The 26,031-nt window shown below is 71.8% G+C and carries 26 protein-coding genes; 14 read left to right on the top strand and 12 right to left on the bottom strand.

Annotated features, from left to right (window positions below; genetic code table 11):
* A partial coding sequence (locus tag WD341_RS15880; RefSeq protein WP_368426453.1) for an ATP-binding cassette domain-containing protein occupies positions 1-900 on the top strand: 900 nt, incomplete at its 5' end.
* Between the two features lie 27 nt (positions 901-927).
* Here WD341_RS15880 and WD341_RS15875 read toward each other — a convergent pair.
* On the bottom strand, positions 928-1,275 hold the full coding sequence (locus WD341_RS15875; RefSeq protein WP_368426452.1) for a hypothetical protein: 348 nt from the start codon (positions 1,273-1,275) through the stop codon (positions 928-930).
* Between the two features lie 161 nt (positions 1,276-1,436).
* Between WD341_RS15875 and WD341_RS15870 the strand changes: the two genes are divergently transcribed.
* Positions 1,437-2,456, top strand: a complete 1,020-nt coding sequence (locus tag WD341_RS15870) for a DMT family transporter (RefSeq protein WP_368426451.1) — start codon at positions 1,437-1,439, stop codon at positions 2,454-2,456.
* 6 nt (positions 2,457-2,462) lie between these two features.
* Here the strand turns inward: WD341_RS15870 and WD341_RS15865 are convergent, their stop codons facing one another.
* Positions 2,463-2,915 (bottom strand): DNA polymerase III subunit chi, encoded by a 453-nt coding sequence (locus WD341_RS15865; protein WP_368426450.1) that lies wholly within the window; start codon positions 2,913-2,915, stop codon positions 2,463-2,465.
* Between the two features lie 49 nt (positions 2,916-2,964).
* Positions 2,965-4,512 carry a leucyl aminopeptidase gene (locus WD341_RS15860; RefSeq protein WP_368426449.1) on the bottom strand — a complete coding sequence of 516 codons (1,548 nt, stop codon included), beginning with the start codon at positions 4,510-4,512 and terminating at the stop codon, positions 2,965-2,967.
* A gap of 283 nt (positions 4,513-4,795) precedes the next feature.
* Here WD341_RS15860 and lptG point away from each other — a divergent pair, with 283 nt between their 5' ends.
* The 5 genes from lptG (at position 4,796) to rsmA (ending at position 11,566) form a co-directional block, all read left to right on the top strand.
* On the top strand, positions 4,796-5,923 hold the full coding sequence (gene lptG, locus WD341_RS15855) for an LPS export ABC transporter permease LptG (protein ID WP_368426448.1): 1,128 nt from the start codon (positions 4,796-4,798) through the stop codon (positions 5,921-5,923).
* A gap of 4 nt (positions 5,924-5,927) precedes the next feature.
* Positions 5,928-8,165: an LPS-assembly protein LptD gene (locus WD341_RS15850; protein WP_368426447.1), complete on the top strand. Its 2,238-nt coding sequence runs from the start codon at positions 5,928-5,930 to the stop codon at positions 8,163-8,165.
* A 179-nt stretch (positions 8,166-8,344) separates the two neighbouring features.
* On the top strand, positions 8,345-9,610 hold the full coding sequence (locus WD341_RS15845) for a peptidylprolyl isomerase (protein WP_368426446.1): 1,266 nt from the start codon (positions 8,345-8,347) through the stop codon (positions 9,608-9,610).
* Complete coding sequence (pdxA, locus tag WD341_RS15840) at positions 9,610-10,686, top strand: 4-hydroxythreonine-4-phosphate dehydrogenase PdxA (RefSeq protein ID WP_368426445.1); 1,077 nt, start codon at positions 9,610-9,612, stop codon at positions 10,684-10,686. The genes WD341_RS15845 and pdxA overlap by 1 nt, the downstream gene beginning before the upstream one ends.
* Complete coding sequence (gene rsmA / locus WD341_RS15835; RefSeq protein WP_368426444.1) at positions 10,679-11,566, top strand: 16S rRNA (adenine(1518)-N(6)/adenine(1519)-N(6))-dimethyltransferase RsmA; 888 nt, start codon at positions 10,679-10,681, stop codon at positions 11,564-11,566. The genes pdxA and rsmA overlap by 8 nt, the downstream gene beginning before the upstream one ends.
* 6 nt (positions 11,567-11,572) lie before the next feature.
* On the opposite strand, the gene gmk is transcribed toward rsmA, so the two are convergent.
* Together gmk and WD341_RS15825 are read right to left on the bottom strand one after the other, a co-directional pair.
* Entirely contained in the window at positions 11,573-12,223 is a 651-nt protein-coding gene (gmk, locus tag WD341_RS15830) for a guanylate kinase (RefSeq protein ID WP_368426443.1), read from the bottom strand.
* Between the two features lie 8 nt (positions 12,224-12,231).
* Positions 12,232-13,125 (bottom strand): YicC/YloC family endoribonuclease, encoded by an 894-nt coding sequence (locus WD341_RS15825; protein ID WP_368426442.1) that lies wholly within the window; start codon positions 13,123-13,125, stop codon positions 12,232-12,234.
* 173 nt (positions 13,126-13,298) lie between these two features.
* Between WD341_RS15825 and WD341_RS15820 the strand changes: the two genes are divergently transcribed.
* Together WD341_RS15820 and WD341_RS15815 are read left to right on the top strand one after the other, a co-directional pair.
* The gene (locus tag WD341_RS15820; protein WP_368426441.1) at positions 13,299-13,928 is read left to right on the top strand and encodes a precorrin-8X methylmutase; all 630 of its coding nucleotides are present in this window, start codon (positions 13,299-13,301) and stop codon (positions 13,926-13,928) included.
* 294 nt (positions 13,929-14,222) lie between these two features.
* On the top strand, positions 14,223-14,999 hold the full coding sequence (locus tag WD341_RS15815; RefSeq protein WP_368426440.1) for an SDR family NAD(P)-dependent oxidoreductase: 777 nt from the start codon (positions 14,223-14,225) through the stop codon (positions 14,997-14,999).
* 10 nt (positions 15,000-15,009) lie between these two features.
* Here WD341_RS15815 and WD341_RS15810 read toward each other — a convergent pair whose 3' ends face one another.
* Positions 15,010-15,735 (bottom strand): ribonuclease activity regulator RraA, encoded by a 726-nt coding sequence (locus tag WD341_RS15810; RefSeq protein ID WP_368426439.1) that lies wholly within the window; start codon positions 15,733-15,735, stop codon positions 15,010-15,012.
* Between the two features lie 15 nt (positions 15,736-15,750).
* Entirely contained in the window at positions 15,751-17,496 is a 1,746-nt protein-coding gene (gene araD, locus WD341_RS15805) for an L-arabinonate dehydratase (protein ID WP_368426438.1), read from the bottom strand.
* Between the two features lie 113 nt (positions 17,497-17,609).
* Between araD and WD341_RS15800 the strand changes: the two genes are divergently transcribed.
* A complete protein-coding gene (locus WD341_RS15800; RefSeq protein WP_368426437.1) occupies positions 17,610-18,395 on the top strand; it encodes a GntR family transcriptional regulator in 786 nt (261 codons plus the stop codon).
* A 280-nt stretch (positions 18,396-18,675) separates the two neighbouring features.
* On the opposite strand, the gene mltG is transcribed toward WD341_RS15800, so the two are convergent.
* From mltG to fabD, 5 genes are all read right to left on the bottom strand, one after another.
* Positions 18,676-19,659: an endolytic transglycosylase MltG gene (gene mltG / locus WD341_RS15795; protein ID WP_368426436.1), complete on the bottom strand. Its 984-nt coding sequence runs from the start codon at positions 19,657-19,659 to the stop codon at positions 18,676-18,678.
* Positions 19,660-19,675: 16 nt separating this feature from the next.
* Positions 19,676-20,941 carry a beta-ketoacyl-ACP synthase II gene (fabF, locus tag WD341_RS15790; protein ID WP_368426435.1) on the bottom strand — a complete coding sequence of 422 codons (1,266 nt, stop codon included), beginning with the start codon at positions 20,939-20,941 and terminating at the stop codon, positions 19,676-19,678.
* 40 nt (positions 20,942-20,981) lie between these two features.
* Entirely contained in the window at positions 20,982-21,215 is a 234-nt protein-coding gene (locus WD341_RS15785) for an acyl carrier protein (RefSeq protein WP_085125957.1), read from the bottom strand.
* Between the two features lie 202 nt (positions 21,216-21,417).
* On the bottom strand, positions 21,418-22,155 hold the full coding sequence (fabG, locus tag WD341_RS15780; RefSeq protein WP_368426454.1) for a 3-oxoacyl-[acyl-carrier-protein] reductase: 738 nt from the start codon (positions 22,153-22,155) through the stop codon (positions 21,418-21,420).
* Between the two features lie 35 nt (positions 22,156-22,190).
* On the bottom strand, positions 22,191-23,147 hold the full coding sequence (gene fabD / locus WD341_RS15775; RefSeq protein WP_368426434.1) for an ACP S-malonyltransferase: 957 nt from the start codon (positions 23,145-23,147) through the stop codon (positions 22,191-22,193).
* A 378-nt stretch (positions 23,148-23,525) separates the two neighbouring features.
* On the opposite strand from fabD, the gene rpsF reads away from it, so the two are divergent.
* The 4 genes from rpsF (at position 23,526) to WD341_RS15755 (ending at position 25,981) form a co-directional block, all read left to right on the top strand.
* Positions 23,526-24,014 carry a 30S ribosomal protein S6 gene (gene rpsF / locus WD341_RS15770; protein ID WP_368426433.1) on the top strand — a complete coding sequence of 163 codons (489 nt, stop codon included), beginning with the start codon at positions 23,526-23,528 and terminating at the stop codon, positions 24,012-24,014.
* On the top strand, positions 24,011-24,268 hold the full coding sequence (gene rpsR, locus WD341_RS15765; RefSeq protein ID WP_085125953.1) for a 30S ribosomal protein S18: 258 nt from the start codon (positions 24,011-24,013) through the stop codon (positions 24,266-24,268). Before rpsF ends, rpsR begins: the two co-directional genes overlap by 4 nt.
* A 17-nt stretch (positions 24,269-24,285) precedes the next feature.
* Positions 24,286-24,915: a 50S ribosomal protein L9 gene (gene rplI / locus WD341_RS15760; RefSeq protein ID WP_368426432.1), complete on the top strand. Its 630-nt coding sequence runs from the start codon at positions 24,286-24,288 to the stop codon at positions 24,913-24,915.
* 292 nt (positions 24,916-25,207) lie between these two features.
* Positions 25,208-25,981 (top strand): PEP-CTERM sorting domain-containing protein, encoded by a 774-nt coding sequence (locus WD341_RS15755; RefSeq protein ID WP_368426431.1) that lies wholly within the window; start codon positions 25,208-25,210, stop codon positions 25,979-25,981.
* Positions 25,982-26,031: the final 50 nt, after the last annotated feature.

Below are 26,031 nucleotides of genomic sequence, written 5' to 3'. Positions count from 1 at the left end.
CTCGACATGGACGACCGCATCGCCCTGCTCGGCGCCAACGGCAACGGCAAGTCGACCTTCGCGCGGCTGCTCGCCGGGCGCCTGAAGACCCAGGCCGGCCGCCTCCACCGCTCGCCCAAGCTTAAGGTCGGCTACTTCGCCCAGGACCAGGCCGAGACCCTGGACATGAAGGCGACCGCCCTCGGGCACATGGCGCGGCTGATGCCGCTGGAGCCCGAGCAGCGCCTGCGCAACCACCTGGGCCGCTTCGGCTTCTCGGGCCAGAAGGCCGAGACCCCCGCCGAGAAGCTGTCGGGCGGCGAGCGTGCGCGCCTCGCCCTCGCCCTGGTCAGCCGCGAGAGCCCGCACCTGCTGATTCTCGACGAGCCGACCAACCACCTCGACATCGATTCGCGCGAGGCCCTGGTCCAGGCGCTCAACACCTTCGAGGGCGCGGTCGTGCTGGTCAGCCACGACGCCCACCTGGTCGAGATGGTCGCCGACCGCCTGTGGCTGGTCGCCGAGGGCCGGGTCACCAGCTTCGAAGGCGACATGGAGGACTATCGCCAGCTCCTGCTGGACCAGCGCCGGGCGGAGCGACGGGAGGCCCGCCAGGAGCGCGAGGCCGACAAGGACAAGACTCCTACGGTCTCGGCCAAGGACCGGCGCAAGGCCGCCGCCGAGGCGCGCGCCGCCGTCGCCCACCTGCGCCGTTCCGCGGAGCAGGCCGAGAAGGCGCTGCAGCGGCTGCAGGCCGAGAAGGCGAACCTGGAGACCGCCCTGGCCAACCCCAAGCTCTACGACAGCGGCCCCGAGAAGCTGACCGAGCTGCAGAAGCAGCACGCCGCCATCGAGGCCAGGATCGCCGAGCAGGAGGAACGTTGGCTGGCGGCCCAGGGCGAGCTGGAAGCGGCGTCCTAGGCTGGCGAGCAGGCCGCGCCGCGGGCGCTACCTGCTGTTCCGCAGCGTCCGCTCGTGCTCGTAGATGTAGGGATAGGGCCCGCTGTAGGGGTTGACCGTCGGGTCCTGGGGCTGCTTCGCCTCGCCGCAGCGCGGGCGCAGCGGGCCGCAGTCCCAGCGGAAGCCGGCGGGCCGGCCGGTCATGGTGCTGGCGCGGTAGTACTTGCACTCGCAGAGGACCTGGACCTGGCAGGACAGCTGGCCTTCGCGCTGCGCCGTGCAGGCCGGCGGCTGGCCGTACCAGGGTTCGGGCGACGATTGCGCGCGCGCCGGCAGCGCCGACAGTGCGGCCGCCACCACGGCGAGCAGGGCAAGCAGGGCGAAACGCAGGGCCATCGTCGATCCTCCTGCGCGAGGCTAGACCCATCGCCGTTACCGCTCGGTTAACCGGCGTTCCGGCGCGCCGGAGCCTTGCGGGAATGTCACGCCTCGCCCAGGGTCCGGCGCGTAGACTGCCGCCTCTGCCCGCCACCCGCCCGAGAGCGCCCCGCCTCCCTGTGCCCGATCCTGCGCGCCCTGCCCCGGACTGCCCTGCCCCGAGCCGCCAGAAGCCGAGCGTCGCGGCACTGACCGAGGCGATCCCGGCCGCAGCGGCGGTCGGGCCAGACGGCACGACTGACAGCGACCGGACCGTCGAGGGCATCGCGCTACTGGTGCTGTCGGTCGGCTTGTTCGCGGTCATGGACGCGGCGGTCAAGTGGCTGGGCGCGACCTATTCGACCTTCCAGATCGTCTTCTTCCGCAGCCTCTTCGCCTTCCTGCCGCTCGGCGTGATGATCTGGCGGGTCGGCGGCCTGAGGCACTCGCTGCGGGTGCGCGATCCCCTCGGCCAGGCGCTGCGCTGCCTCTTCGGCCTCGGCGCGATGCTGCTGTTCTTCTACTGCTACGCCCAGATGCGCCTCGCCGACGCCATCGCCATCGGCTTCGCCGCGCCGATCTTCGTCACCGCGCTGTCGGTGCCGCTGCTCGGCGAGCCGGTCGGCTGGCGGCGCTGGGTCGCCTGCCTGTTCGGCTTCGCCGGCGTGCTGGTCATGCTCAAGCCCGGCGCCGGGACGTTCCAGCCGGTCGCCCTCCTCGCCCTGCTCGCCACGCTGTTCTATGCCCTGGCGCTCCTGTGGGTGCGCAAGCTGTCCAAGACCGAGAGCACCGTCTCGATCATCATCTACTTCACGATCACGACGACGCTGATCTCGGGCCTCGCCCTGCCGTTCGTCTGGATCACGCCGGACCTGCCGGACCTCGCCCTGCTGATCGCGGTCGGCATCGTCGGCGGCCTCGCCCAGATCGCCATGACCCAGGCTTTCCGACTGGCCGAGGCCTCGATCCTGATGCCCTTCGACTACACGGCGATGATCTGGGCGGCGAGCCTGGGCTGGCTGATCTGGGGCGAGGTCCCCGGCGTCAACATCTGGACCGGCTTCGCCCTGGTGCTGGCGAGCGGCCTCTACATCCTGCACCGCGAGGCCCAGCTGCGCCGCCGACGCGGCCTCGCACGACGGCTGCAGCCGAAACGGTAGCGCGGCTCAGCCCTGGCGCTTCGACCAGGCTCCGCGCTCGTCCTGCTGCCAGTAGCTGAGCTCGTGCCCCTCCGCGGCAAGGGTCCGCCACTGGCCGCGCGCGGTCTCGACCGCCTCGCCGTCGCCGCCGTCGAACAGCAGACAGCAGAGCTCATAGCCCTCCAGCCCCTCGGCCGGCACGCCGTCGCAGAGGAACAGGTAGCCGGCCCCGTTGGCGTTCTCGGCGTCCGGGGTCAGCCAGACCGGCTGCTCGGCGGGGAAGCCGTCCTTGGCGGTGCCGTGCGGCAGGAAGCCGCGCTCGTCGCGGCGCCACAGGGCGTCGGCCAGGGCCTCGCAGCGGCGGGCATCGGCGAGGCGCACCAGGGCCCGCTTGCCGCGCTCGAGAGTCTTGAGCAGGAGCTGCGGCAGCGCCGCTTCGAGCGGCGTGCGGGTCAGGTGGTAGAAGCGGACCTCGGTCATCGGGGCCTCCCGGCGCGGGCCCTGCCGCGGCGCACCGGCAGGTCCCGCCCTACCTCTCGTAGTGGTCAGCGACCAGGCGGTCGAGCAGGCGGACGCCGAAGGCGCTGGCGCCCTTGGGCACGGTCGGCTTGTCCTTGTCCGCCCAGGTCACGCCGGCGATGTCGAGGTGCGCCCAGGGGGTACCCTCCTCGATGAAGCGCTGCAGGAACTGGGCCGCGGTGATCGAGCCGCCGTAACGGCTGCCGACGTTCTTCATGTCCGCGATGTCGCTGTCGATCATGCGGTCGTAGGCCTCGCCGAGCGGCATCCGCCAGACCGGCTCGCCGACCGCCTTCCCGGCCGCCGTCAGGGACTCGGACAGGCCGTCGTCGTTAGCGAACAGCCCGGCCTGCTCCTTGCCGAGCGCGACCAGGATGGCGCCGGTCAGGGTCGCAAGGTCGACGATCATGCGCGGCCGGTGGTGGACCTGGGCGTACCAGAGCGCGTCGCACAGCACGAGCCGCCCCTCGGCGTCGGTGTTGATGACCTCGATCGTCTGGCCATTGGCGGAGGTCACCACGTCGCCGGGCCGCTGGGCGTTGCCGTCGGGCATGTTCTCGGCCAGGCCGCAGATGCCGACGACGTCGACCTCGGCCTTGCGCGAGGCCAGGGCGTGCATCAGGCCGAGGACGACGCCGGCGCCGCCCATGTCCCACTTCATGTCCTCCATGCCCGCGGCGGGCTTCATCGAGATGCCGCCGGTGTCGAAACAGACGCCCTTGCCGACGAAGCAGAGCGGCGCCTCGGCCGCGCCGGCCTTGGCCTTGCCCTTCGCCTTGGCGGCCTTCTTCGCCTCGGGCGCCTTGCCGCTGCCGTGCCATTCCATGACCAGCAACTGGGACTCGCGCCGCGAGCCCTGACCGACGCCGAGCAGGGCGCCCATGCCCAGCTTGCGCATCTCCTTCTCGCCGAGCACGGTGATCCGGACCCCGAGCTTCTCGAGCTTGCGGGCCCGCTCGACGAAGCTCTCGGGGTAGAGGACGTTGGCGGGCTCCGAGACCAGGTCGCGGGTCAGGAACACGCCCTCGACGACCGCCGAGAGGCCCTGATAGCGCTTCTCGGCCTTCTTCGGCTCCCTGACGTGGAAGGTCAGCTCGCCGAGGGACAGCTTCTTGTCCTCGGCTTCCTTGGTCTTGTACTTGTCGAAGCGGTAGCTGCGCAGGCGCGCGCCCAGCGCGATCCGGGACGCTATCTCGACGGCCGTGACGGCAGTGCCCTCCAGGGTGTCGACGGCAATGCTGGCGGCCGTCTCGCCGACCCCGTTGAGCTGGCCGACCAGCTTGCCGCCGGCGTTCTCGAGCTCGAGGTCGGTGATCTCCGCCGGCTTGCCCAGCCCGAGCAGCAGCACCCGGGGGCTGTCGATGCCGGCCGGGGCGAGGATCTCCAGCAGCTGGTCCTTCTTGCCGGTGAAGCGGCTGCCGGCGATGGCACGGCCGACGGCGCCGCCGGTGGCCTCGTCGACCGCGGCGGCGGAGGCTGACAGCCGCTTGTCCTCGCCGACCGTCACGACCAGCGTGCCTGAGGTCTTGACGGTCGGGGCGGCGAAGGCGATGCGCATGAGGCTGGCTCCGTTGCTGCTCTGGTGTCTCGGCGGCCGGCTGAGGCTCGCGTGCGATAGAGATAGGGGCAGGACCGCGGCGCCGTCAACGCAGCCGGGGCAGCGCCCGCCGGCGAGCGCCGTGTCGCGCGAACCGCCGGCGGGCCGTTCGCCGAGGCCGGCTTGACGCTGGACGAACCCGACCCCGAGCCGCTATGCCTTCGCCCGAGGCACCGGTTCGAGAACCGACAGGAACGACGACAAGCCATGGCCCAGTGCGCACGTCCGAGCGGCGGAGGCTGACGTGAGCGAACTCGCGCTGCTGCAGATGCGCCGCCTGACCCTCTCGACGACCCTGTCGCTGTACATCTCGCGGCAGTTCTGCATCTGGTTCTTCGGCCTCTTCTTCTCGCTGATCTTCATCATCCTGCTGGTCTCGATCATCGACCTGATCGACCGCCTCTCGGCCCAGAGCGAGACGCCGCTGTCGGTGGTGGTCGAGATGGCGCTCTACCGGCTGCCGTTCTTCGCCCAGGAGATCCTGCCCTTCACGATCCTGGGCGCCGGCATGCTCACCTTCTGGAAGCTGACGCGCACCAACGAGCTGGTCGTGGCGCGCGCCGCAGGCGTTTCCGCCTGGCAGTTCCTGCTTCCCGCGATCGGCGTCTCGCTGATCATCGGCATCGCGGCCGTGGGCCTGCTCAACCCGGTCGCGGCGGTCCTGCTCAAGGAGTTCGACAAGCTCGAGGGTGAGCACATCAAGAACCGAACCTCCCAGCTCTCGGTCTCGCAGAGCGGCCTGTGGCTGCGCCAGCCGGAGGCCGACGGCCAGACCGTGATCCACGCCCAGCGGGCGTCGGAGACCGGGATGGTGCTCAACGAGGTGACCTTCTACCTGTTCCAGGGCGAGGACCAGTTCGTCCAGCGCATCGACGCCCGGAGCGCCCGGCTCGACGAGGGGGCCTGGCGGGTCCGCGACGCCTACGTCTCGCAACCCGGCATGCCGGCGCGCGCCGAGGCCGAGATGGACTTGCCGACGACTCTGACGTCCGAGAAGATCCTCGACAGCTTCTCGCCGCCCGAGACCATCTCCTTCTGGCACCTGCCCGGATTCATCGAGCTGCTCGAGCGCGCCGGCTTCCGGGCGAACCGCCATCTCCTGCAGTTCCACAAGCTGCTCTCGCTGCCCGTGCTGCTGTCGGCCATGGTCCTGCTCTCGGCGAGCTTCTCGCTGCGGCCGCAGCGCAGCGGCAAGGTCGGCATCATCCTGCTGACCGGCGTGGTCACCGGCTTCGTGCTCTACTTCTTGACCAACTTCGTCTTCGCCCTGGGGCTGTCGGGAAAGATCCCAGTGCTGCTGGCGGCCTGGTCCCCAGCCGGCATCTCGTTGATGATCGGCACCAGCCTGCTGCTGCATCTCGAGGACGGCTGACGGAATGGCCGAGGGGCGCTTCCAGGAAACCGGCCGGCTTCGGCGCCGCCTGCTGTCGATGCTGCTCGCCCTGCTGGCCTGCGGCGCCGGCCTGGTCGCGCAGGCGGCACCGGCGGCCGCACAGCTCGGCGACCTGGACAGCGACGAGCCGGCCGCCTTCACCGCGGACGAGGTGAACTACGACGACGTCCTCGGCGTCGTGACCGCGCGCGGCAACGTCGAGATCACCCAGGGCACGCGAATCCTGCTCGCCGACACCGTGACCTACAACCTCAAGACCGAGGTGGTCACGGCCTCCGGCAACGTCTCGCTGCTCGAGCCCGGCGGCGAGGTGGTGTTCGCCGAGTACGCCGAGCTGACGGACGACCTGGCCGAAGGCTTCATCCGCGGCCTGCGCGTGCTGATGATCGACGACAGCCGGATGGTCGGCACCACGGCCGTGCGCACCGAAGCCAACCGCACTTCCGTGCGCAACGCGGTCTTCACGCCCTGCGAGCTGTGCCGCGAGCACCCGGAGCGCGCGCCGCTGTGGCAGCTCAAGGCCGACCGGGTCGTGCACGACAAGGAAGAGCGGATGATCCGCTACAAGAACGCGCGGCTCGAGTTCTTCGGCGTGCCGACCTTCTACACTCCCTACTTCGACCACCCCGATCCGACGGTCGACAAGAAGTCCGGCTTCCTGGGGCCCTCGTTCGGCAACTCGAGCTTCCAGGGCAGCTACGTCGACGTGCCCTACTTCGCGAACTTCGCCTCGAACCACGACATGACGATCACCCCGCGGCTCTCGACCGAGCAGAAGCTGCTGCTCGGCATCGAGCACCGCATCCTGTTCGAGGACGGGCAGATCCTGACCCGCGCGACCGGCACCCGCTCCGACCTGCAGCCGGACCAGGGCGAGCGCCTGACCAACGTGTTCCGCGGCGACATCGACCAGTCCGCGCGCTTCGACATCAACGACTACTTCCGCGCCGGCTGGGACCTCAATCGCTCGACCGACAAGAACTACCGGCGCACCTTCGGCTTCGGCGACGAGAACCGCCTGACCAGCCGCGGCTTCGTCGAGGGCTTCCGCGGCCGCAACTACCTGGGCGCTAACAGCTTCTGGTACCAGACGCAGCGCTCCGGGGAGTCCGACGCCGAGCAGGTGATCGCCCTGCCGACGATCGACGCCAACTACGTCAGCGAGCCGGGGGTGGCGGGCGGCTACTACACCGTCGACGCCAACGTCTGGAACCTGACCCGACTGGAGGGCCGCGACAGCAAGCGCGCCTCGGCGATCACCGCCTGGCACCTGCCCTACACCAGCCCGATGGGCGACGTGTACCGCTTCCGGATCGGCGTTCAGAGCGACATCTACTGGGTCGACGGCCACGACCCGAGCAATCCCGACGACGTCGACCCGGTCGAGGGCGACTCCTTCACGGTCGCCCGCGCCTTTCCGCAGGTCAGCCTCGAGTGGCGCTATCCCTGGATCGGTTCCGTCGGCGAATCGAGCCAGATCATCGAGCCGATCGCCCACGCCGTGCTGGCCCCGAGATTCGGCCAGAACGACGACATCCCGAACGAGGACAGCGTCGACTTCGAGTTCGACGACACCAACATCTTCCGGCCCGACCGCTTCACCGGCCGCGACCTCATCGATACCGGAAGCCGGATCGACTACGGCCTGCAATACACCTTCGTCTCGCCCGGCGGCCTGTTCTCCCAGGCCTTCCTCGGCCAGAGCTGGCGGCCGGTCACCGAGGGCGTCTTCGCACCGGAATCCGGCCTGGCGGACAACTTCTCGGACTACGTCGGCCGCGTCTTCCTGCAGCCGATCCCCGAGTTCGATCTCAGCTACCGCTTCCGTGCCGACAAGGACAGCCTGGATCTGCGGCGCAGCGAGGCGACCCTGACGGCGGGCGTCCCCGCCTTCCGCCTTTCGCTGACCTACCTCTCGGTCGAGGGCAACGAGGACTTTCTCGAGGACGATGATTCGACCGGCTTTCCGGATCGCGAGCAGATCAGGCTCAGCGTAGGCTCGCGGCTCTCGACCTACTGGCGCGGCTCGATCGGCGCGACCCACGATCTCGTCGACGACGAGACGCGCAGTGTCTCCGCCAGTCTCTACTACCAGGACGAATGCGTGCTGCTCGGCTTCAACCACACCACCGAGTTCACCGACAACAGGGAGGTCGGCAACAACTCGCAATTCACCTTCTTCCTGACGCTGAAGCATCTGGGCAACGTCGCCGGCGGCTGAGCACGGCCGTCCGATCGTCGGCGGAGCCCGCGGCCCGCTGCGCCGCCGGCTCTCCTGCGTCGCAATGTCCGCCGCGCCGGCCCGCATTGTCCGGGCGGCGGCGCGCCCCTATGATTGCGTCAGCTCGGCAAAGCCCATAGATCAGGGGCATGTCGCCGAAGCCACCGAAAGCCCAGCCCATGATCGTTCGCCGCCTGCTGCTCTGCCTCCTGCTGCCGACTTTCGCGGCCCTGTCCGCAGGGTCGCTGCCCGGAAGCGCCCAGGGGCAGGAGACGACGATGCGCGCCGCCGCCGTGGTCAACGACGAGATCGTCTCGGCCTTGGACTTGGAGATGCGCCTGCGCATCGCGATGTCCGGTGCCGGCGTCCAGGATGCGCCGGAGGCGCGGCAGCGCCTGCTGCGGCCGGTGATGCGCCAGCTCATCGACGAGCGGCTGCAGATGCAGGAGGCCGAACGCCTCGGCATCTCGGTGCCGGACGAGCAGGTCGAGGAAGCCTTCGAGCGGATCGCCGGCAACAACAACCTGTCGCCCGAGCAGTTCGCCGAGGCCATTCGCGGCGCCGGTATCCTGCCGCAGGCGCTGAAGCAGCAGGTCAGGGCCGCGCTGACCTGGCGGGCGGTGGTCGACCGCCGGATCCGGCCGCGCGTCCAGATCGGCGAGGACGAGGTCACCGACCTGCTGACCCGTCTCAAGGAGGGCGAGGGCCAGCAGGTCGTCCGGGTCGCCGAGATCTTCCTCAGCTTCGACGACGCCGACCAGGAGGCCGAGGTGCGCACGACCAGCGAGCGCCTGGCCGAGCAGATCCGCCAGGGCGCGCCCTTCTCCGAGGTCGCCCGGCAGTTCTCCCAGGCCGCCACCGCCTCGGTCGGCGGCGATCTCGGCTGGCTGCTGCAGAGCGAGCTGCCGCCCGAGGTCGGCGCCAGGGTCGAACAGATGCAGTCGGGCGAGATGGCGGGGCCGATCCGCTCCATCTCCGGCTACTATCTCGTGCTGCTGCGCGACCGGCGCACCGGCACCGGCGGCGGCGGCAGCGAGACCAAGGTGCGCCTGAGCCGCATCGCCGTGCCCCACGCCCCCGGCGAGGAGCAGGCCGCCGTCGCCGAGGCGGCGCGCCTCACCGCCGACATCCAGAGCTGCGCCCAGGCCGACGCCCTGGCCGTCGAGATCGGCGGCCAGACCTCCGACAGCGCCGGCGACCTGCCGCTCGACGCCCTGCCCGAGAGCATCCGTGGGATGGTGCGAACGCTGCCGATCGGCCAGCCGAGCGAGCCGATCGCCGCCAACGGCGCGGCCAACGTGCTGGTCGTCTGCCTGCGCGAGCAGAGCGACGGCATGGGCCGCGACCAGATCGCCGAGCGGATGAGTCGAGAGAAAGTCGAACTGGAAGCCCAGCGCTACCTGCGCGACCTGCGGCGCGCGGCGAACATCGACATCCGCGTGTGATGGCGGCGCCCGCGGCGCCCCGCCCCGCCTCCGCGCCGCCCCTGCCGCTCGCCCTGACGATGGGAGAGCCGGCCGGTATCGGCGGCGAGATCGCCCTCGCCGCCTGGAGCCGCCGGACCGAGCAGCGCCTGGCGCCCTTCTTCCTGCTCGACGACCCGCGGCGCCTCGCCGCCCTGGCCGCGCGGCTCGGCTGGGCGGTGCCCATCGAGACGCTGGACGCCCCGGAGCAGGCCGCCGGCGCCTTCGGCCGCGCGCTGCCGGTGCTGCCGCTCGGCATGGCGGTCGAGGCCGAGGCCGGCCGGCCGAGCAGCGCCACGGCCGCGGCCGTCATCGAATCGATCCGCCGCGCCGTCGAGCTGGTCTCGAGCGGCCGCGCCGGCGCCCTGGTCACCAACCCGATCCAGAAGGCCGCACTCTACCGGGCCGGCTTCCCGCACCCCGGCCACACGGAGTTCCTGGCCGAGCTGGCGGGCGGCGGCGCCGTGCCGGTCATGATGCTGGCCTGCCCGCAGCTGCGGGTCGTGCCGGTGACCGTGCACCTCTCGCTGAGGCGGGCGATCGAGAGCCTCTCGGTCGCGGCCATCGTGCGGGCGGGGCGGATCGTCGCCGCGGCGCTGGCCCGCGACTTCGCGATCCCGCGGCCCCGGCTCGCGGTCGCCGGCCTCAATCCCCACGCCGGCGAGGGCGGGGCCCTGGGCGCCGAGGACCTCGAGATCGTCGGGCCGGCGGTCGAGCGGCTGCAAGCCGAAGGCATCGTCGCGGTCGGCCCCCTGCCGGCCGACACCCTGTTCCACGCGGCGGCCCGGCGGCGCTACGACGTGGCGCTCTGCATGTATCACGACCAGGCCCTGATCCCCGTCAAGACCCTGGACTTCGAGGGCGCGGTCAACGTCACGCTCGGCCTGCCCTTCGTCCGCACTTCGCCCGACCACGGCACCGCGCTCGACATCGCCGGCAGAGGAACGGCCAGCCCGTCGAGCCTGGTCGCGGCCCTGCGGCTCGCCGGCGAGATGGCCCGGGCCCGACTCGAGGCAGGGGCCGAGAAGCCGGCCGTGGTCGGCAGCGCCCTTGCCTGAGGCCTCCGAAGCCTCGCTGCGCGCGCTTGCCGCGCTGCCGCCCCTGCGCGAGGTGATCGCGCGACATGCCCTGGGCGCGCGCAAGGCGCTCGGCCAGCACTTCCTGCTCGACCTCAACGTCACCGGCCGGATCGCGCGCAGCGCCGGCCCGCTCGGCCAAGGCACCACGATCGAGATCGGGCCCGGCCCCGGCGGCCTGACCCGCGCGCTGCTGCTGGCCGGTGCCGAGCGGGTCGTGGCGATCGAGCGCGACGAGCGCTGCCTGGCGGCGCTGACGGAGATCGCCGCCGCCAGCGGCGGGCGGCTCGAGCTGCTGCAGGCCGACGCCCTGACCGTCGCCGCCGAGACCCTGGGCGAAGCGCCGCGCCGGATCGTCGCCAACCTGCCATACAACGTCGCGACACCCCTGCTGCTCGGCTGGCTCGCGGCCCTGGCGCGCGACCCGCAGGCCTTCGAATCGCTGACCCTGATGTTCCAGAAGGAGGTCGCCGAGCGCCTCGCCGCGGTGCCGCGCAGCAAGGCCTATGGCCGGCTCTCGGTGATGACCCAGTGGCTCTGCACCGTGGACGCGCTGTTCGACCTGCCGGCCCAGGCCTTCACGCCGCCGCCCAAGGTGACCTCCAGCGTCGTCCGGCTGACGCCGCGTGCGGTGCCGCTGGCGCCGGCCCAGGCCGCCGTCCTTGAGCGGGTCACGGCCGCCGCCTTCGGCCAGCGCCGCAAGATGCTGCGCCAGTCCTTGAAGAGCCTGGGCCTGAACGTTCCCGGCGGCGACCCGCGCCCGCTGCTCGCCGCCTGCGGCATCGCGGAGACGGCCCGGGCCGAGGAGCTGCCGGTCGAGGCCTTCTGCGCCCTGGCCGAAGCGGTGCGGACCCTCGACTGAGGCGCCTCAGCCGAGGCCTCTCAGGCGCTTGACGAAGGAGTCGAGGCCGAGGCGGCGGCCGCGCCTCAGGCGCTCCGCGCGCAGGATCGAGCGGACGTCGGCGACCGCCTGGTCCATCTGCTCGTTGACCACGATGTAGTCGTACTCGGCCCAGTGGCTCATTTCCTCGGCGGCCTCGGCCATGCGCCGGCGCACCACTTCCTCGCTGTCCTGGGCGCGGGTATGCAGGCGCCGCTCCAGCTCCTCGACCGAGGGCGGCAGGATGAAGACCCGCACCAGATCCTGGGCCATGGAGTCGGCCAGCTGCTGCGTGCCCTGCCAGTCGATGTCGAACAGCACGTCGCGGCCCTCGGCGAGCGCCTCCTCGACCGGCCGGCGCGGCGTGCCGTAGCGGTGGCCGAAGACGCGGGCGTGCTCGAGCAGCGCGTCGGAGTCGACCATCTCCAGGAAGCGCGCCTCCTCGACGAAATGGTAGTCGACGCCGTCGCGCTCGCCCGGGCGCTTCTGGCGCGTGGTCGCCGAGACCGAGAGCCGGATGCCGGGGTCCTGCGCCAGGATCGAGCGCGAGATCGTCGTCTTGCCGGCGCCCGAGGGCGACGACAGCACGAGCATCAGCCCGCGCCGCCGGATTTCCGAGCCGACCCTGCTCGCCGCCATGGCTCTCGTCATTCCAGGTTCTGGACCTGCTCCTTCAGGCGATCGATCGTCGCCTTCAGGTGGAGGCCGAGGCGGGTCAGCTCGGGGTCGCCGGACTTGGAGCAGAGCGTGTTGGCCTCGCGGCTGAACTCCTGGCAGAGGAAGTCGAGGCGCCGGCCGACGCCCTGGCCCTCGGCCAGCAGCGCGCGCGCCGCCTCGACGTGGCCCTCCAGGCGGTCGAGCTCCTCGCGCACGTCGGCCTTGGTGGCGAGCAGCGCCGCCTCCTGGGCCAGGCGCTCCTCGGACAGGGCGGGGCTCGCCTGGAGCAGCGACTCGACCTGCTCGCGTAGGCGCCGGCGCAGCGCTTCCGGCTGGGCGGCGGCCAGGGCGCGGGCCCGGGCGACCAGCGCCTCGACCTCGGCGAGATGGCCGTCCAGCACCGCCCCGAGGCGCGCGCCCTCCGCGTCGCGATCGGCGATCAGCTGCTCGAGCGCCTGCTCGAAGTCGGCCAGGGCGGCGGCCAGGCGCGCCTCCCGCGTCTCGGGATCGTCGGCCTCCTCCGCCACCTCGACGACGCCGCGCAGGCCCAGGATGGTCTCGAACCCCGGCGCCGGCAGCTTCATCGAGCGGGCCAGCTCGGCGGTCTGGCGGTAGAGCTCGGCGAAGGCCTCGGCGTCGATGCGCGGGCGTGCCCGCGACTGGGCGGCGACGTACTGGAAGCCGACCTGGAGGTTGCCGCGCTTGAGCCGCGCCGCGGTGCGCTGGCGCAGCGGCTGCTCCAGGCTGTCCCAGCCCGAGGGCAGCCGGCAGCGCAGGTCGAGCCCCTTGCCGTTGACGCTCTTCAGCTCCCAGGTCCAGCTTAGCTGGCCGTCGCCGCCGTCGACGCGCGCGAATCCGGTCATCGAGGAAAGCGGCGCGGCCATGGTGACGGGTTCTTTCGGCGGCTCGACGGGAGGGAGCGGCACTCTATCGGCTGTCCCCCTGGCGAACAAGGCGCTGCGGCGGCGGGTTGCGGCGTGGTGCTTCCGTAGGCCGATTGCAGTTGCGGGGCCGTGCGGGCCGCCGCTATGACCGGCAGCGCGAGCGGGGAGCGGCCATGGCCTACGACTACCTCAAGGACGGCGCGGCCATCTACGCGCGCTCCTTCGCGATCATCCGCGAGGAAGCCGACCTCTCGCGCTTCGACGCCGAGACGGCCACGGTGGTCGTGCGCATGATCCACGCCTGCGGCATGACCGACCTGCCCGCGGAGGTCGCCTGCTCGCCCGACTTCGCCGCGAGAGGGCGCGCCGCGCTGCTGGCCGGCGCGCCGGTGCTCTGCGACGCCCGCATGGTCGCGGAGGGCGTCACCCGCAGCCGCCTGCCGCGCGGCAACCGGGTGCTCTGCACCCTGGCCGAGCCTTCGGTGCCGGCGCTGGCGCAGCACCTCGGCACGACCCGCACGGCGGCGGCGCTGGAGCTCTGGCGGCCGGACCTGGAGGGCGCGCTGGTCGCGATCGGCAACGCGCCGACCGCTCTCTTTCGCCTGCTCGAGCTGCTCGACGCCGGCTGGCCGCGGCCGGCCGCCATCCTCGGCCTGCCGGTCGGCTTCGTCGGCGCCGCGGAAAGCAAGGCGGCGCTGGCCGCCGACAGCCGCGGCGTGCCCTTCCTGACCCTGCGCGGCCGGCGCGGCGGCAGCGCCATGGCCGCGGCGGCCGTCAACGCCCTCGCCGGCGAGGCCGAGTAGCCCGCGTTCCCGGTGGGTTCGCGCCGGGTGCGGCCCGGTCGGCCGGTCGCGTTCTCGTGATGAGGCGCCGTTCCGGCGCGACACCATATCCCTCTCAAGACGGCGACAAGGACCTCTCCCCCGGGGCCGAAAGCCGTCCAGGGCCGGCGCTTCTGTCCCCCCAAAGGTGCCGGCTCGCTCCTTACCTCTTCTCTGTCCCCGGGGGTGGCGCGGGTCCCTCCGCGCCACCCCCACTTTTTTGCGCGACGCCTGCGCTCCTTGCCTTCGCCCGGTCGAGCGGGCGAGGCTGGCGCCATGTCCGCACGCTTCCCCAACCCGCGCCACGTCCTGATCACCGGCGCCTCGAGCGGTCTCGGCGCCGCGCTGGCCCGCGACTACGCCGAGCCCGGCCGGCGGCTCGCGCTCAGCGGGCGCAATGCCGAGCGGCTCGCCGCCGTCGCCGCCGCCTGCCGCGAGCGCGGCGCCGAGGTGCTCGCCGAGCCGCTCGACGTCACCGACCGGCCCGCCCTGCACGCCTGGATCGCCGCCGCCGAGGCGCGCCACCCGCTCGACCTCGTGCTCGCCAACGCCGGCACCTCGGCCGGCACCGGCAGGACCGGCTTCGAGAGCGCCGAGCAGACCCGGCGCATCCTGGCGACCAACATCGACGGCCTGGTCGAGACCGTGATGCCGGCGCTCGAGGCGATGCGCGGGCGCCGCCACGGCCAGCTCGGCCTGGTCTCCTCGGTCGCCGGCTACCGCGGCTTCCCCGGCGCGCCGGCCTACTGCGCCTCCAAGGCCTTCGTGAAGGTCTGGGGCGAGGCGCTGCGCGGCCAGCTGCAGCGCGACGGCATCGGCGTCTCGACGATCTGCCCGGGCTACGTCGCCACACCCATGACCGCCGTCAACCGCTTCCCCATGCCCTTCCTGATGAGCCCCGAGAAGGCCGCGCGGATCATCCGCCGCGGCCTAGCGCGCGACCGTGCCCGCATCGCCTTTCCCTGGCCGACCGCCTTCGGCGCCTGGCTCGCCGGCACCCTGCCGCCGGCCTGGACCGACCCGCTCCTGAGCCGGCTGCCGGCGAAGGAATAGGAGAGCCCGCCTATCGCCCCTTCTGCTGCCGCCAGGCGGCGAAGTCGGCCTTCGTGCGGTCCTGGGTCGCCGGGTAGAGGCCGACGATCGAGCGGCCGGCCAGCACCTGCTCGGTGACGAAGTCCTCGAAGACGGTCATCTCGACCGCCTCCTCGGCGAGCTCGTCGGCAAGGTGCGCGGGCAGCACGACCACGCCCTCGTCGTCGCCGACCAGGATGTCGCCGGGAAAGACCGCGACGCCGGCGCAGGCGATCGGCAGGTCGAGGTCGACGGCCTCGTGCAGGGTCAGGTTGGTCGGCGCGGAGGGCCGCTGGTGATAGGCCGGGATCGCCAGGGCCCCGATCTCCGGCGAATCGCGGAAGCCGCCGTCGGTGACGACCCCGGCGACGCCGCGCACCATCAGGCGCGAGACCAGGATCGAGCCGGCCGAGGCGGCGCGCGCGTCCCGACGGCTGTCGATGACCAGGATCGCGCCCTCCGGGCAGCGCTCGATGGCGACGCGCTGGGGGTGAGCGGGGTCCTGGAAGACACTCAGCGGGTTGCGGTCCTCGCGCGCCGGGATGTAGCGCAGGGTGAAGGCCGGGCCGACCATGTTGCGGCCCTTGGGCGCGACCGGCCGGACGTCCTGGAGGAACTGGTTGCGCAGGCCGCGCTTGTAGAGCGCCGTCGTCAGGGTCGCCGTCGAGACGCCGGCCAGGCGGTCGCGCGTCTCCGGCTTCAGGGGATGGTCGCTCAAGGCCTCTTCTCCCGCTCAGAAGATGTCGGGCTCGGCCGCCGAGGCGCCGAAGCCGGTTTCCAGGAAATCGAAGTCGCAGCCCTGGTCGGCCTGCCGGATGTGGCGGGCAAAGAGCCAGTTGTAGCCGCGCCCGACGGTCTCGACCGGCGGTTTCCAGGCGGCGCGCCGTCGCTCCAGCTCCTCCGGCTCGACCAGCATGTCGAGCGAGCGCGCGGCGACGTCGACGCGGATCCGGTCGCCGGTCCTGAGCAGCGCCAGCGGGCCGCCGATGTAGGCCTCCGGCGCGATGTGCAGCACGCAGGCGCCGTAGCTGGTGCCGCTCATGCGCGCGTCGGAGAGGCGCAGCATGTCGCGCACGCCCTGCTTCACCAGCTTCCTGGGGATCGGCAGCATGCCCCATTCCGGCATGCCCGGCCCGCCCTGCGGCCCGGCGTTGCGGAGCACCAGGACGTCGTCGGCGGTGACGTCGAGGGCCTCGTCCTCGACCGCCGCCTTCATCTCGGGATAGCTGTCGAAGACCAGGGCCCGGCCCTCGTGGCGGCGCAGGTGCGGCGCGCAGGCCGAGGGCTTCATGACGCAGCCGTCGGGCGCCAGGTTGCCGCGCAGCACGGCGAGCGAGCCCTCCTCGTAGATCGGGTCGTCGAGGCCGCGGATGACGTCGGCGTCGTAGACCTCGGCGCCGGCGATCTCCTCGCCCAGGGTGCGGCCGGAGACGGTCAGGGCATCGAGCTGGAGGCGCTCTGCGAGCTTGGCCATCAGGGCACGCAGGCCGCCGGCGTAGTAGAAGTCCTCCATCAGGTAGGTGCTGCCCGACGGCCGGATGTTGGCGATCACCGGCGTCGTCCGGCCGGCCGCGTCGAGCGCGTCGAGGCCGAACTCCAGGCCGGCGCGCCGCGCCAGCGCGATCAGGTGGATGACGGCGTTGGTCGAGCAGCCGGTCGCCATGGCGACGGTCACGGCGTTGTGCAGGGCGCGGGCGTCGAAGATGCGGTCGGGGGTCAGGTCCTCCCAGACCAGCTCGACGGCGCGGCGGCCGACCGACGCGGCCATGCGGATGTGGTTGGCGTCGGCCGCCGGAATCGAGCTCGCGCCGGACAGGGTCAGGCCGAGCGCCTCGGCGATGGCGGTCATGGTGCTGGCCGTGCCCATGGTCATGCAGTGGCCGTAGGAGCGCGCGATGCCGCCCTCCACGCCCTGCCATTCCTCGGCCGAGATCTTGCCGGCGCGCCGCTCGTCCCAGTACTTCCAGGCGTCGGAGCCGCTGCCCAGGGCCTGGCCGCGGTAGTTGCCGCGCAGCATCGGCCCGGCCGGCAGGAAGATCATCGGCAGGCCGGCCGAGAGCGCGCCCATGATCAGGCCGGGGGTGGTCTTGTCGCAACCGCCCATCAGCACGGCGCCGTCGACCGGGTGGGAGCGCAGCAGCTCCTCGGTCTCCATCGCCAGCATGTTGCGGTAGAGCATGGTCGTCGGCTTGACGAAGCTCTCGGAGAGCGACAGCGCCGGCAGCTCGAGCGGGAAGCCGCCGGCCTGCAGGATGCCGCGCCGGACGTCCTCGGCGCGCTGGCGGAAATGGGCGTGGCAGGGCTGGGCGTCGGACCAGGTGTTGACGATGGCGATGACCGGCTTGCCGACCCAGTCCTCGGGGCCGTAGCCCATCTGCATGGCGCGCGACCGGTGGCCGGAGGAGCGCAGGTCGTCGGGCGCGAACCAGCGCGCGCTTCTCAGCTGGTCGGGGGATTTGCGCTTGGGCTCAGCGGTCATGTCCTGCTCATCGCCGGGGTGCTCGCCACAGTGGACAGAGTCTGATCGATTAATATATTAGTCTTTTTCAGGCAAGGACCTTGTCGCCTGCGGCGACCGAGCGCGCGAGAGTCATGGCGGGCATCCAGGACGAGGAGCCAGGCGAACCCGGCGGCGAACCCGGCGGAAGCGACGCCGAGGGGCGCGACTCGGGCGGGCGCGACGCAGGCGGTCCCAAGCGCTGGGCCTTCGCCCGCCGCCTGCCCCTCGCCGAGCAGATCTACGCCGACCTGCGCGAGCGCATCGTCTCGCTGGAGCTGCCGCCGAACCAGAGCCTGTCGCGGGGCGAGCTGTCGGACCACTACGGCATCAGCCAGACGCCGCTGCGCGACGCCCTGCTCAAGCTCGAGCGCGAGGGGCTGGTCGAGATCTATCCGCAGTCGCGCACCCTGGTCACCCGCATCGATACCCGGGTCGTGCGCGAGACCCAGTTCCTGCGCGCCGCCGTCGAGGTCGAGATCGCCGCCCTGCTCGCCGCCGCGCCGGACAAGGCGATCCTGGCGCCGGCCCGCGCGGCGCTCGAGCGGCAGATCGAGATCGCCCGCGGCCAGGGCGACTTCGAGTCCTTCATCCGGTTCGACAAGGAATTCCATCGTCAGCTCTTCGTCGCGGCGGACAAGCCCGGCCTGCACGACCTGATCGACGAGCGCAGCGGGCAGCTCGACCGGGTCAGGCGCTTCCACCTGCATCTGCCGAACGAGGGCAAGATGCAACAGGTGCTGGCCGACCACCGGGAGATTCTCGAGGCGCTCCTCGCCTCCCGGGTCGAGCAGGCCCACCTCGCGATGCGCGGCCACCTCTCCGGCACGCTGCAGCGGCTCGACGACCTCAAGGTGGAGTACCCCGACTACTTCGCCTGAGCCGGCTACTGTGCTCGCGCATAGCGGAACAGGCTTCACGCCCCTCGACAGGCTCGGGACGAAGCAACTGTGGGAGCGGGCCGAATCGGCTGCCGCGCCGAAGGCGCACCGAAGATCGCTTCGTCCCGAGCCTGTCGAGGGGCGTGAAGGCGCTGTCCCGAGCGGTGCGTCAGCGTCGGCCGGCGCCCGAGCAGCCCGAACGCCAAGGCGCCAGCACGACGATCGGAAAGATGAGCAAAATGGGGTGGATCGCCCCGAAGGCGGCGTCGGCGCCCGGTCGCTACCGGCTGGCGTCGCGCTTGACCCGTCGCCAGTTGGCGACGTTGCGGTTGTGCTCGGCGAGGCTGCTCGCGAAGGCATGGCCGCCGCTGCCGTCGGCGACGAAGTAGAGGAAGCCGCTGTCGGCCGGGTCGAGCACGGCGGCCAGGGCGCTGCGGCCGGGGTTGGCGATCGGCCCCGGCGGCAGCCCCTTCTGGCGGTAGGTGTTGTAGGGGCTCTCGAACAGCCAGTCGGCGCGGGTCAGCTCGCGGCCGAGCGGCGCGCGCCCCTCGGTCAGGGCGTAGCTCACCGTCGGATCCGACTGCAGCGGCATGCCCTTGCGCAGGCGATTGACGAAGACGCTGGCAACCAGCGGCCGCTCCTCGGCGACCCCGGTCTCCTTCTCGACGATGGAGGCCAGCACGACCGCCTCCTGGGGCGTCTCGATCGGCAGGTCCTCGGCGCGCTGGCGCCAGAGCTCCTCGAGCGCCTTCTCGAAGTCGGCCTGCATGCGCTGCAGGAGGCCCTGGCGGCTCTCGCCCCAGCTGTAGTGATAGGTCTCCGGCAGCAGGCTGCCTTCCGGCGGAACCTCGGCCAGCTCGCCGGTCAGGCCCTCCGCCTCGCCCAGCAGGGCGACGACCTCGACCGAGGTCAGGCCCTCGGGCACGGTCAGGCGGCGCACCACGGTCTTGCCCGACTCGAGGAGATCGAGCGTCTCCTTCAGCGAGATGCCGGGGGTGAAGGCGTACTCGCCGGCCTTCAGGCGCCGGGCCTGCTCGGTCGCCCTGGCGGCGATGCGGAAGTGATCGGCGTCGGCGATGACGCCGGCGGCCTCGAGCTCGCGCGAGATGGCCTCGAGGCCGCTGCCCTGGCGGATCACCACGCGGGTCTCCTGGGCCAGTGGCCCGGGCTCCCGGTAGCGCTCCAGGGCCCACTGGTAGCCGAGGTAGAGGCCCGCGCCGGTCAGCGCGATCAGCACCAGAAGGGTGGTCAGCAGCCGGCGCACGGCGAGCCCCGGCCGACTAGTCGACGGCGGCCAGCACCAGGCTGGCGTTGGTGCCGCCGAAGCCGAAGGAGTTGGACAGCGCGCGGCGGACCTTGCGCTCCTTGGCCTGGTGCGGGACCAGGTCGACGCCCTCGGCGCCGGCACAGGGGTCGTCGAGGTTGAGCGTCGGCGGCACCACCGAATCGCGGATCGCCAGGATGCAGAAGATCGCCTCGACGGCGCCGGCGGCACCCAGCAGGTGGCCGATCGCGGACTTCGTCGAGGACATCGACAGGCCCGAGACGTCGTCGCCGAACAGGCGGCGCACCGCGCCCAGCTCGATCTCGTCGCCGACCGGCGTCGAGGTGCCGTGGGCGTTGATGTAATCGATCCCCCCGGGCTCGAGCCCGGCGCGCTTGAGCGCCGCGCGCATGGCGCGGAAGCCGCCGCTGCCGTCCAGGGGCGGCGCGGTGATGTGGTAGGCGTCGCCGGACAGGCCGTAGCCGACAATCTCGGCATAGATCGTCGCGCCGCGCTTCTTGGCGTGCTCGTACTCCTCGAGCACGACGGCGCCGGCGCCCTCGCCCATGACGAAGCCGTCACGGCCGCGGTCCCAGGGGCGCGAGGCCTTGTCGGGCCTGTCGTTGTAGGCGGTCGAGAGCGCGCGCGAAGCGGCGAAGCCGGCGATGCCGATGCGGCCGACCGCGGCCTCGGCGCCGCCGGCGACCATCACGTCGGCGTCGTCCCACTGGATCAGGCGGGCTGCGTCGCCGATCGCGTGGGTTCCGGTCGAGCAGGCCGTCACGACGGCGTGGTTCGGGCCGCGGAAGCCGTAGCGGATCGAGACCTGGCCGGCCAGCAGGTTGATCAGGGCCGCCGGAATGAAGAAGGGCGAGAGCCGCCGGGGGCCGCGCTCGTGGACGGTCACCGCGCCCTCGCAGATCGTCTCGAGGCCGCCGATGCCCGAGCCCATCAGCACGCCGGTGCGCTCCAGCCCCTCCTCGTCCTGCGGCGTCCAGCCGGCGTCCTCGATCGCCTGCTGCGCCGCCGCCATGCCGTAGACGATGAAGCGGTCGACCTTGCGCTGGTCCTTGATCGAGACCCAGTCGTCGGCGTTGAAGCCGCCTTCCGAGGTCTCGCCCTGGGGCGGCTGGCCGGCGATCTTCGAGGCCAGGTCCGAGACGTCGAAGTTCTGGATCGCCCGGATGCCCGACTCGCCCGCGAGCAGGCGCTGCCAAGTCTGCTCGACTCCCGTTGCAAGCGGCGTAACGAGTCCGAGGCCGGTGATGACGACACGTCTCATGTCAGCAAGGCCTCCGAGGCCGGGCTGCCGCCCGGGCGCCTCAGGACGCGTCCTGAATGAAGTCGATGGCGTCCTTCACCGTGGTGATCTTCTCCGCGACGTCGTCCGGGATCTCGCAGCCGAACTCCTCCTCGAAGGCCATCACCAGCTCGACGGTGTCCAGGCTGTCGGCGCCCAGGTCGTCGATGAACTTGGCGTCGTCGGTGACCTTGGCTTCGTCGACGCCGAGGTGCTCCACCACGATCTTCTTAACGCGCTCCGCGACATCGCTCATGGTCGTTCGATCCTTCGCACTCGTTTCTTGAAAGGCAAACCGGTTCTCGCTGCGACCGGCCGGGAGCGTCCATGCGCCTCGGGCCGAGAGGTCCGGCGGGCCGGGCCGTCGAAAGGCGCCGCCTCATATCATAGGTCTGTCACCTTGCCAACGCCACCTGCCCCGCCAGCCGGGTTTCCGGCCTGCACGGCGCGGATCCGCGCTACACCATGACCATTCCGCCGTTTACGTGCAAGGTCTGGCCGGTCACGTAGGCCGCTTCGTGGGCGGCCAGATAAACGCAGGCAGCCGCCACGTCGTCGGGCGTGCCGAGGCGGCCCGCCGGCACCGCCGCCAGCAGCTTCTCGTGCTGCTTTTCGTCCAGCGCGTCGGTCATCGGCGTCTCGATGAAGCCCGGCGCCACGCAGTTGACGGTGATGCCGCGCGAGGCGACCTCGGCGGCCAGCGACTTCGACATGCCGATCATGCCGGCCTTGGAGGCGGCGTAGTTGGCCTGCCCCGGGTTGCCGGTGACGCCGACGATCGAGGTGATGCCGATGATCCGGCCCCAGCGCCGCTTCATCATGCCCTTGAGCGCGGCCCGGGACAGCCGGAAGGCCGCGGTCAGGTTGATCGCCAGGACCTCGTCCCACTGCTCGTCCTTCATCCTGAGCGCCAGGGTGTCGCGGGTCAGGCCGGCATTGTTGATCAGGATATCGAGGCTGCCGAAGGCTTCCTCGACCTGCCCGGGCAGCGCCGCCGTCGCCTCGGCGTCGGCCAGGCTGCAGGGCAGCACGGCGGTGCGCCCGTCGAGCGTGGCGGCGACCGCCTCAAGGGCGTCCTGGCGCGTGCCCGAGAGGGCGACCGAGGCGCCCTGGACATGGAGGGCCCGGGCGATCGCCCCGCCGATGCCGCCCGAGGCGCCGGTGATGAGGGCGGTCTTGCCGGATAGATCGAACATCATGGCTGCTCCCGTTGGCAGGATGAAAGAGGCCTTCACTCGGCCCTAAGGAAGGACTCGACTTCCGCGGGCTGGCCGATCGCCACCGCCGAGAGCTCGCGGTCGATGCGCCGCGCGAGGCCCGTCAGCACCTTGCCGGCACCGAGCTCGACGAGCTGCTCGACGCCGAGCGCGCGCATCGCCGCGACGCTCTCGCGCCAGCGCACGAGCCCGGTGACCTGCTCGACCAGCAGCCGCCGGATCGCCGCGGGATCGCTCTGCGGCGAGGCGGTGACGTTGCTGATCAGTGGCGCCGCCGGCGGCGCCAGGGTGACCTCGCCCAGCGCCTCGGCCATCTCGTCAGCGGCCGGCTGCATCAGCGCGCAGTGGAAGGGCGCGGAGACCGGCAGGATGATCGAGCGCCGCGCGCCCTGCTCGGCGGCCAGGGCGACGGCGCGGTCGACCGCGTCCTTGTGGCCCGAGACCACGACCTGGCCGGGGGCGTTGTCGTTGGCGGGCGCGCAGACCTCCTCGAGGCCGGTCTCGGGATCGGTCCGGGCCGCCTCGGCGATCGCGCGCACCGCCTCGAGCTCCAGGCCGAGCAGTGCCGCCATGGCGCCGGTGCCGACCGGCACCGCGCGCTGCATCGCCAGGCCGCGGCGCTTGAGCAGCCGGGCGGTGTCGTCCAGGCCCAGGCAGCGGGCGGCGCAGAGCGCGGAGTATTCGCCCAGGGAGTGGCCGGCGACGAAGCTCGCGCGCTCGGCGAGCTCGAAGCCGCCCTCCTGCTCCAGCACGCGGACCACGGCGAGGCTGACCGCCATCAGGGCGGGCTGGGCGTTCTCGGTCAGGGTCAGGTCGCGCTCGTCGCCCTCGAACATGAGCCGCGAGAGCTTCTGCGACAGGGCGTCGTCGACCTCCTCGAAGACCAGGCGCGCGGTCGGGAAGGCCTCGGCCAGCTCGCGGCCCATGCCGACGGCCTGGCTGCCCTGGCCGGGAAACACGAAGGCCCGCATCTGGCTCGCTCCTCCCTGGATGGTGTCTTGTCGGCGCCGAAGGGGTCGCGCGCGAAAGCACGGTCGCCTCCGGCCGTGGCCGGGGCGGCGTCAGGCATAGCAGGGTGCGACCGGCTGTCAAGAAACCGACACGGGCCGAGTGGCTCGCACACACCCCGCGCGCTTGGAGCTAAGGTGCCTGGACTCCGCTTGCATCGTCCGCGCCCGCGTGTATAGTCCCGCGCCTTGGCTGCCGGGCGCTGCTCGGCGGCCTCTCCTTGCCGTACCCCGCAGAACGAGACAGTCCGACGGGTGCGGCTGAGGGCCGACCGGCCTCGAGTTTCCGCCGACCAGCGGAACCGGGCTCCGGCCCGCCAACCCGAAGGGAGCCACAGGCCTATGGCCTACTACGAGAGCATCTGGATTGCCCGTCAGGACATCTCGACCCAGCAGGTCGAGGAGCTTGCCGCGCAGCTCGGCCAGATCCTGACCGAGCGCGGCGGCGAGATCGCCAGCCAGGAATACTGGGGCCTGAAGAACCTGTCCTACCGGATCAAGAAGAACCGGAAGGGCCATTACGTCCTGTTCAACCTCAATGCGCCGGCCGACGCCGTGCAGGAGTACGAGCGCGTGATGCGCCTCAACGAGGACGTCATGCGCTACCTGACGGTGCGGGTGCCCGAGCTGTCGAGCGAGCCCTCGGCCATGCTGCGCGATCGGGGCGAGCGCGACCGCGGCGGCCGCGGCGGCCGCGGCGGCGGGCGCTACGGCGACCGCGATCGCGGCGACCGGCCCGGTGGCGACCGGCCGGGTGGCGATCGGGGCGGCGATCGCCCGGGCGGAGACCGCGGCGAGCGCCGCGAGCGTCGGGAAGGAGATGAGCGATGAGCGTCGAGATCGTCAGCCGCGGCGGCACGCCGCGCCGCCCGTTCTTCCGTCGCCGGAAGTCCTGCCCCTTCTCCGGCCCGAACGCGCCGAAGATCGACTTCAAGGACATCCGGCTGCTGCAGCGCTTCGTCTCGGAGCGCGGCAAGATCGTGCCGAGCCGCATCACCGCGGTGTCCGCCAAGAAGCAGCGTGAGCTGGCCCGCGCGATCAAGCGCGCCCGCTTCCTCGCCCTGCTGCCCTACACGATGAACTGAGCGGAGAGGACAGGACCATGGCTGTCGAAGTCATTCTGCTCGAGCGCATCGAGAACCTGGGCCAGATGGGCGACGTCGTAAAGGTGCGCCCGGGCTTCGCGCGCAACTTCCTGCTGCCCCAGCAGAAGGCCCTGCGCGCCAACAAGGCGAATCGGGAGCTGTTCGAGCAGCAGCGCACCCAGCTCGAGGCCGAGAACCTGACGCGTCGCGCGGAGGCCGAGAAGGTCGCCGGCAAGGTCGACGACCTGCAGGTCTCGGTGATCCGCCAGGCCGGCGACAACGGCCAGCTCTACGGCTCGGTCACCGCCCGCGACATCGCCGACGCGGTGACGGTCGAGGGCGCCACGATCGAGCGGAACCAGGTCGTGCTCGACCGGCCGATCAAGCTGCTCGGCCTGCACCCTGTGCGGGTCCGGCTGCACCCGGAGGTCTCGGTGACCGTCACGGTCAACGTCGCGCGCTCCCAGGCGGAAGCCGAGCTGCAGGCCAAGGCCGGCCGCTTCGTCTCCGTCGACGAGCAGCAGGCCGCCGAGGAAGCCGCCGAGGCAGAGGTCGAGGCCGCCGCCGAGGAGGCCGCGGACGCGGCCGCCGAGCAGACCGAGTTCGCCGGGGCTGCCGAAGCCGGCGAGGAAGAGCAGCCCGCCTGAACCCCCGCTCCTCGCAGGGGCGGCATCCACGACGAACGGCGGCCCGGTCTACCGGCCGCCGTTCGCGTTTCTGCGCCCACTGGCTGGCGAATGCCGGCGCGGCGCTGGCCGTAAAGCCAGTCGCCCCTGGGCGGCCCGCCTGTCGGATGATTTTACAGAGGGGCGCTGCGCTCGCGCTGCGACGGGGGCCACGCCCCCCGAACTGCCTCGGAATCGCTCGGTGGCATGGGACCTGCGTGCAGCTGTCCAGCCGCCGGGGCAACGGCGGCTCATCCAGAGGGAGGCAGCAAGAATGATCTTTCGTACCTTGGCGGCCGGCTTCGGCGCCGCCGTCGCACTTTCCACCCTGGCCGCAGCCCCGGCTTTTGCCGGCTTCACGAGCTACGAGATCCGCGGCACCCCGGTCGTCAACGTCACTGGGGCGACGACCGAGTTCATCATCGACGACGCCGGCGACAAGGCTGCGCTCGGCTCGAACGACATCAACGGCACGACCCTCGGCAGCCTCCAGAGCGTCGGCATCGACCGCCTGGACGATCCCACTCGATTCGCCGCCGGATCCGGCCCTGCCACCGCGCCCTATCTCAACTTCTGGATCACCGACGGGCTCGGCAACTTCGCCGTGGCCGCGAACGAGCCGTCGAACCCGGCCTTCCAGCCGCTCTACAACAACGGCTACGACCTCTCCTTCGCGGACATCAGCGACAAGGTCGCCAAGATCTACGAGAACAGCGACATGTCGTGGCTGCCGAACAACGGGCTCGGCCTGACCTTCGCCGACCTGGCCTCCTTCACGGTTTTGGCGCCCTCGGCCGCCGAGCTGTCCGTGGGCTGGGCCGGCCTGGGCAGCGGCGCGCCGCGCGACGCCGCCAACACGGCCTACGGCGTCAACTGGGTGTTCGGCGACACGCTGTCGAACTACGTCTCCGGGGATGACGGCTACATCGTCGCCAACGCCCGGGTTTCGGCGGTCCAGGTGCCGGTGCCGGCGACCTTGAGCCTGCTGGCCGGCGGCCTCGTCGGCCTCGGCGTGATCGCCCGCCGCCGGCGGGCCCGCGCCGCCTGACCGCGACACGGCCGCCCCGGCGGCAGTCTGCGGAAAACGCCAGGGGCGGC

Source organism: Tistlia sp. (assembly GCF_040905785.1).
Lineage (GTDB): Bacteria > Pseudomonadota > Alphaproteobacteria > Kiloniellales > DSM-21159 > Tistlia.
This window is presented reverse-complemented; position numbering and strand designations above follow the sequence as displayed.

What these genes read in the sequence shown, in the direction of transcription:
- WD341_RS15875 (WP_368426452.1), bottom strand. Translation starts at nt 1,275, where the DNA reads ATGGCCCTGCGTTTCGCCCTGCTTGCCCTGCTCGCCGTGGTGGCGGCC.
- WD341_RS15865 (WP_368426450.1), bottom strand. Translation starts at nt 2,915, where the DNA reads ATGACCGAGGTCCGCTTCTACCACCTGACCCGCACGCCGCTCGAAGCG.
- WD341_RS15860 (WP_368426449.1), bottom strand. Translation starts at nt 4,512, where the DNA reads ATGCGCATCGCCTTCGCCGCCCCGACCGTCAAGACCTCAGGCACGCTG.
- WD341_RS15850 (WP_368426447.1), top strand. Translation starts at nt 5,928, where the DNA reads ATGGCCGAGGGGCGCTTCCAGGAAACCGGCCGGCTTCGGCGCCGCCTG.
- WD341_RS15845 (WP_368426446.1), top strand. Translation starts at nt 8,345, where the DNA reads ATGATCGTTCGCCGCCTGCTGCTCTGCCTCCTGCTGCCGACTTTCGCG.
- pdxA (WP_368426445.1), top strand. Translation starts at nt 9,610, where the DNA reads ATGGCGGCGCCCGCGGCGCCCCGCCCCGCCTCCGCGCCGCCCCTGCCG.
- gmk (WP_368426443.1), bottom strand. Translation starts at nt 12,223, where the DNA reads ATGGCGGCGAGCAGGGTCGGCTCGGAAATCCGGCGGCGCGGGCTGATG.
- WD341_RS15825 (WP_368426442.1), bottom strand. Translation starts at nt 13,125, where the DNA reads ATGGCCGCGCCGCTTTCCTCGATGACCGGATTCGCGCGCGTCGACGGC.
- WD341_RS15820 (WP_368426441.1), top strand. Translation starts at nt 13,299, where the DNA reads ATGGCCTACGACTACCTCAAGGACGGCGCGGCCATCTACGCGCGCTCC.
- WD341_RS15815 (WP_368426440.1), top strand. Translation starts at nt 14,223, where the DNA reads ATGTCCGCACGCTTCCCCAACCCGCGCCACGTCCTGATCACCGGCGCC.
- araD (WP_368426438.1), bottom strand. Translation starts at nt 17,496, where the DNA reads ATGACCGCTGAGCCCAAGCGCAAATCCCCCGACCAGCTGAGAAGCGCG.
- WD341_RS15800 (WP_368426437.1), top strand. Translation starts at nt 17,610, where the DNA reads ATGGCGGGCATCCAGGACGAGGAGCCAGGCGAACCCGGCGGCGAACCC.
- fabF (WP_368426435.1), bottom strand. Translation starts at nt 20,941, where the DNA reads ATGAGACGTGTCGTCATCACCGGCCTCGGACTCGTTACGCCGCTTGCA.
- WD341_RS15785 (WP_085125957.1), bottom strand. Translation starts at nt 21,215, where the DNA reads ATGAGCGATGTCGCGGAGCGCGTTAAGAAGATCGTGGTGGAGCACCTC.
- fabG (WP_368426454.1), bottom strand. Translation starts at nt 22,155, where the DNA reads ATGTTCGATCTATCCGGCAAGACCGCCCTCATCACCGGCGCCTCGGGC.
- fabD (WP_368426434.1), bottom strand. Translation starts at nt 23,147, where the DNA reads ATGCGGGCCTTCGTGTTTCCCGGCCAGGGCAGCCAGGCCGTCGGCATG.
- rpsF (WP_368426433.1), top strand. Translation starts at nt 23,526, where the DNA reads ATGGCCTACTACGAGAGCATCTGGATTGCCCGTCAGGACATCTCGACC.
- rpsR (WP_085125953.1), top strand. Translation starts at nt 24,011, where the DNA reads ATGAGCGTCGAGATCGTCAGCCGCGGCGGCACGCCGCGCCGCCCGTTC.
- rplI (WP_368426432.1), top strand. Translation starts at nt 24,286, where the DNA reads ATGGCTGTCGAAGTCATTCTGCTCGAGCGCATCGAGAACCTGGGCCAG.
- WD341_RS15755 (WP_368426431.1), top strand. Translation starts at nt 25,208, where the DNA reads ATGATCTTTCGTACCTTGGCGGCCGGCTTCGGCGCCGCCGTCGCACTT.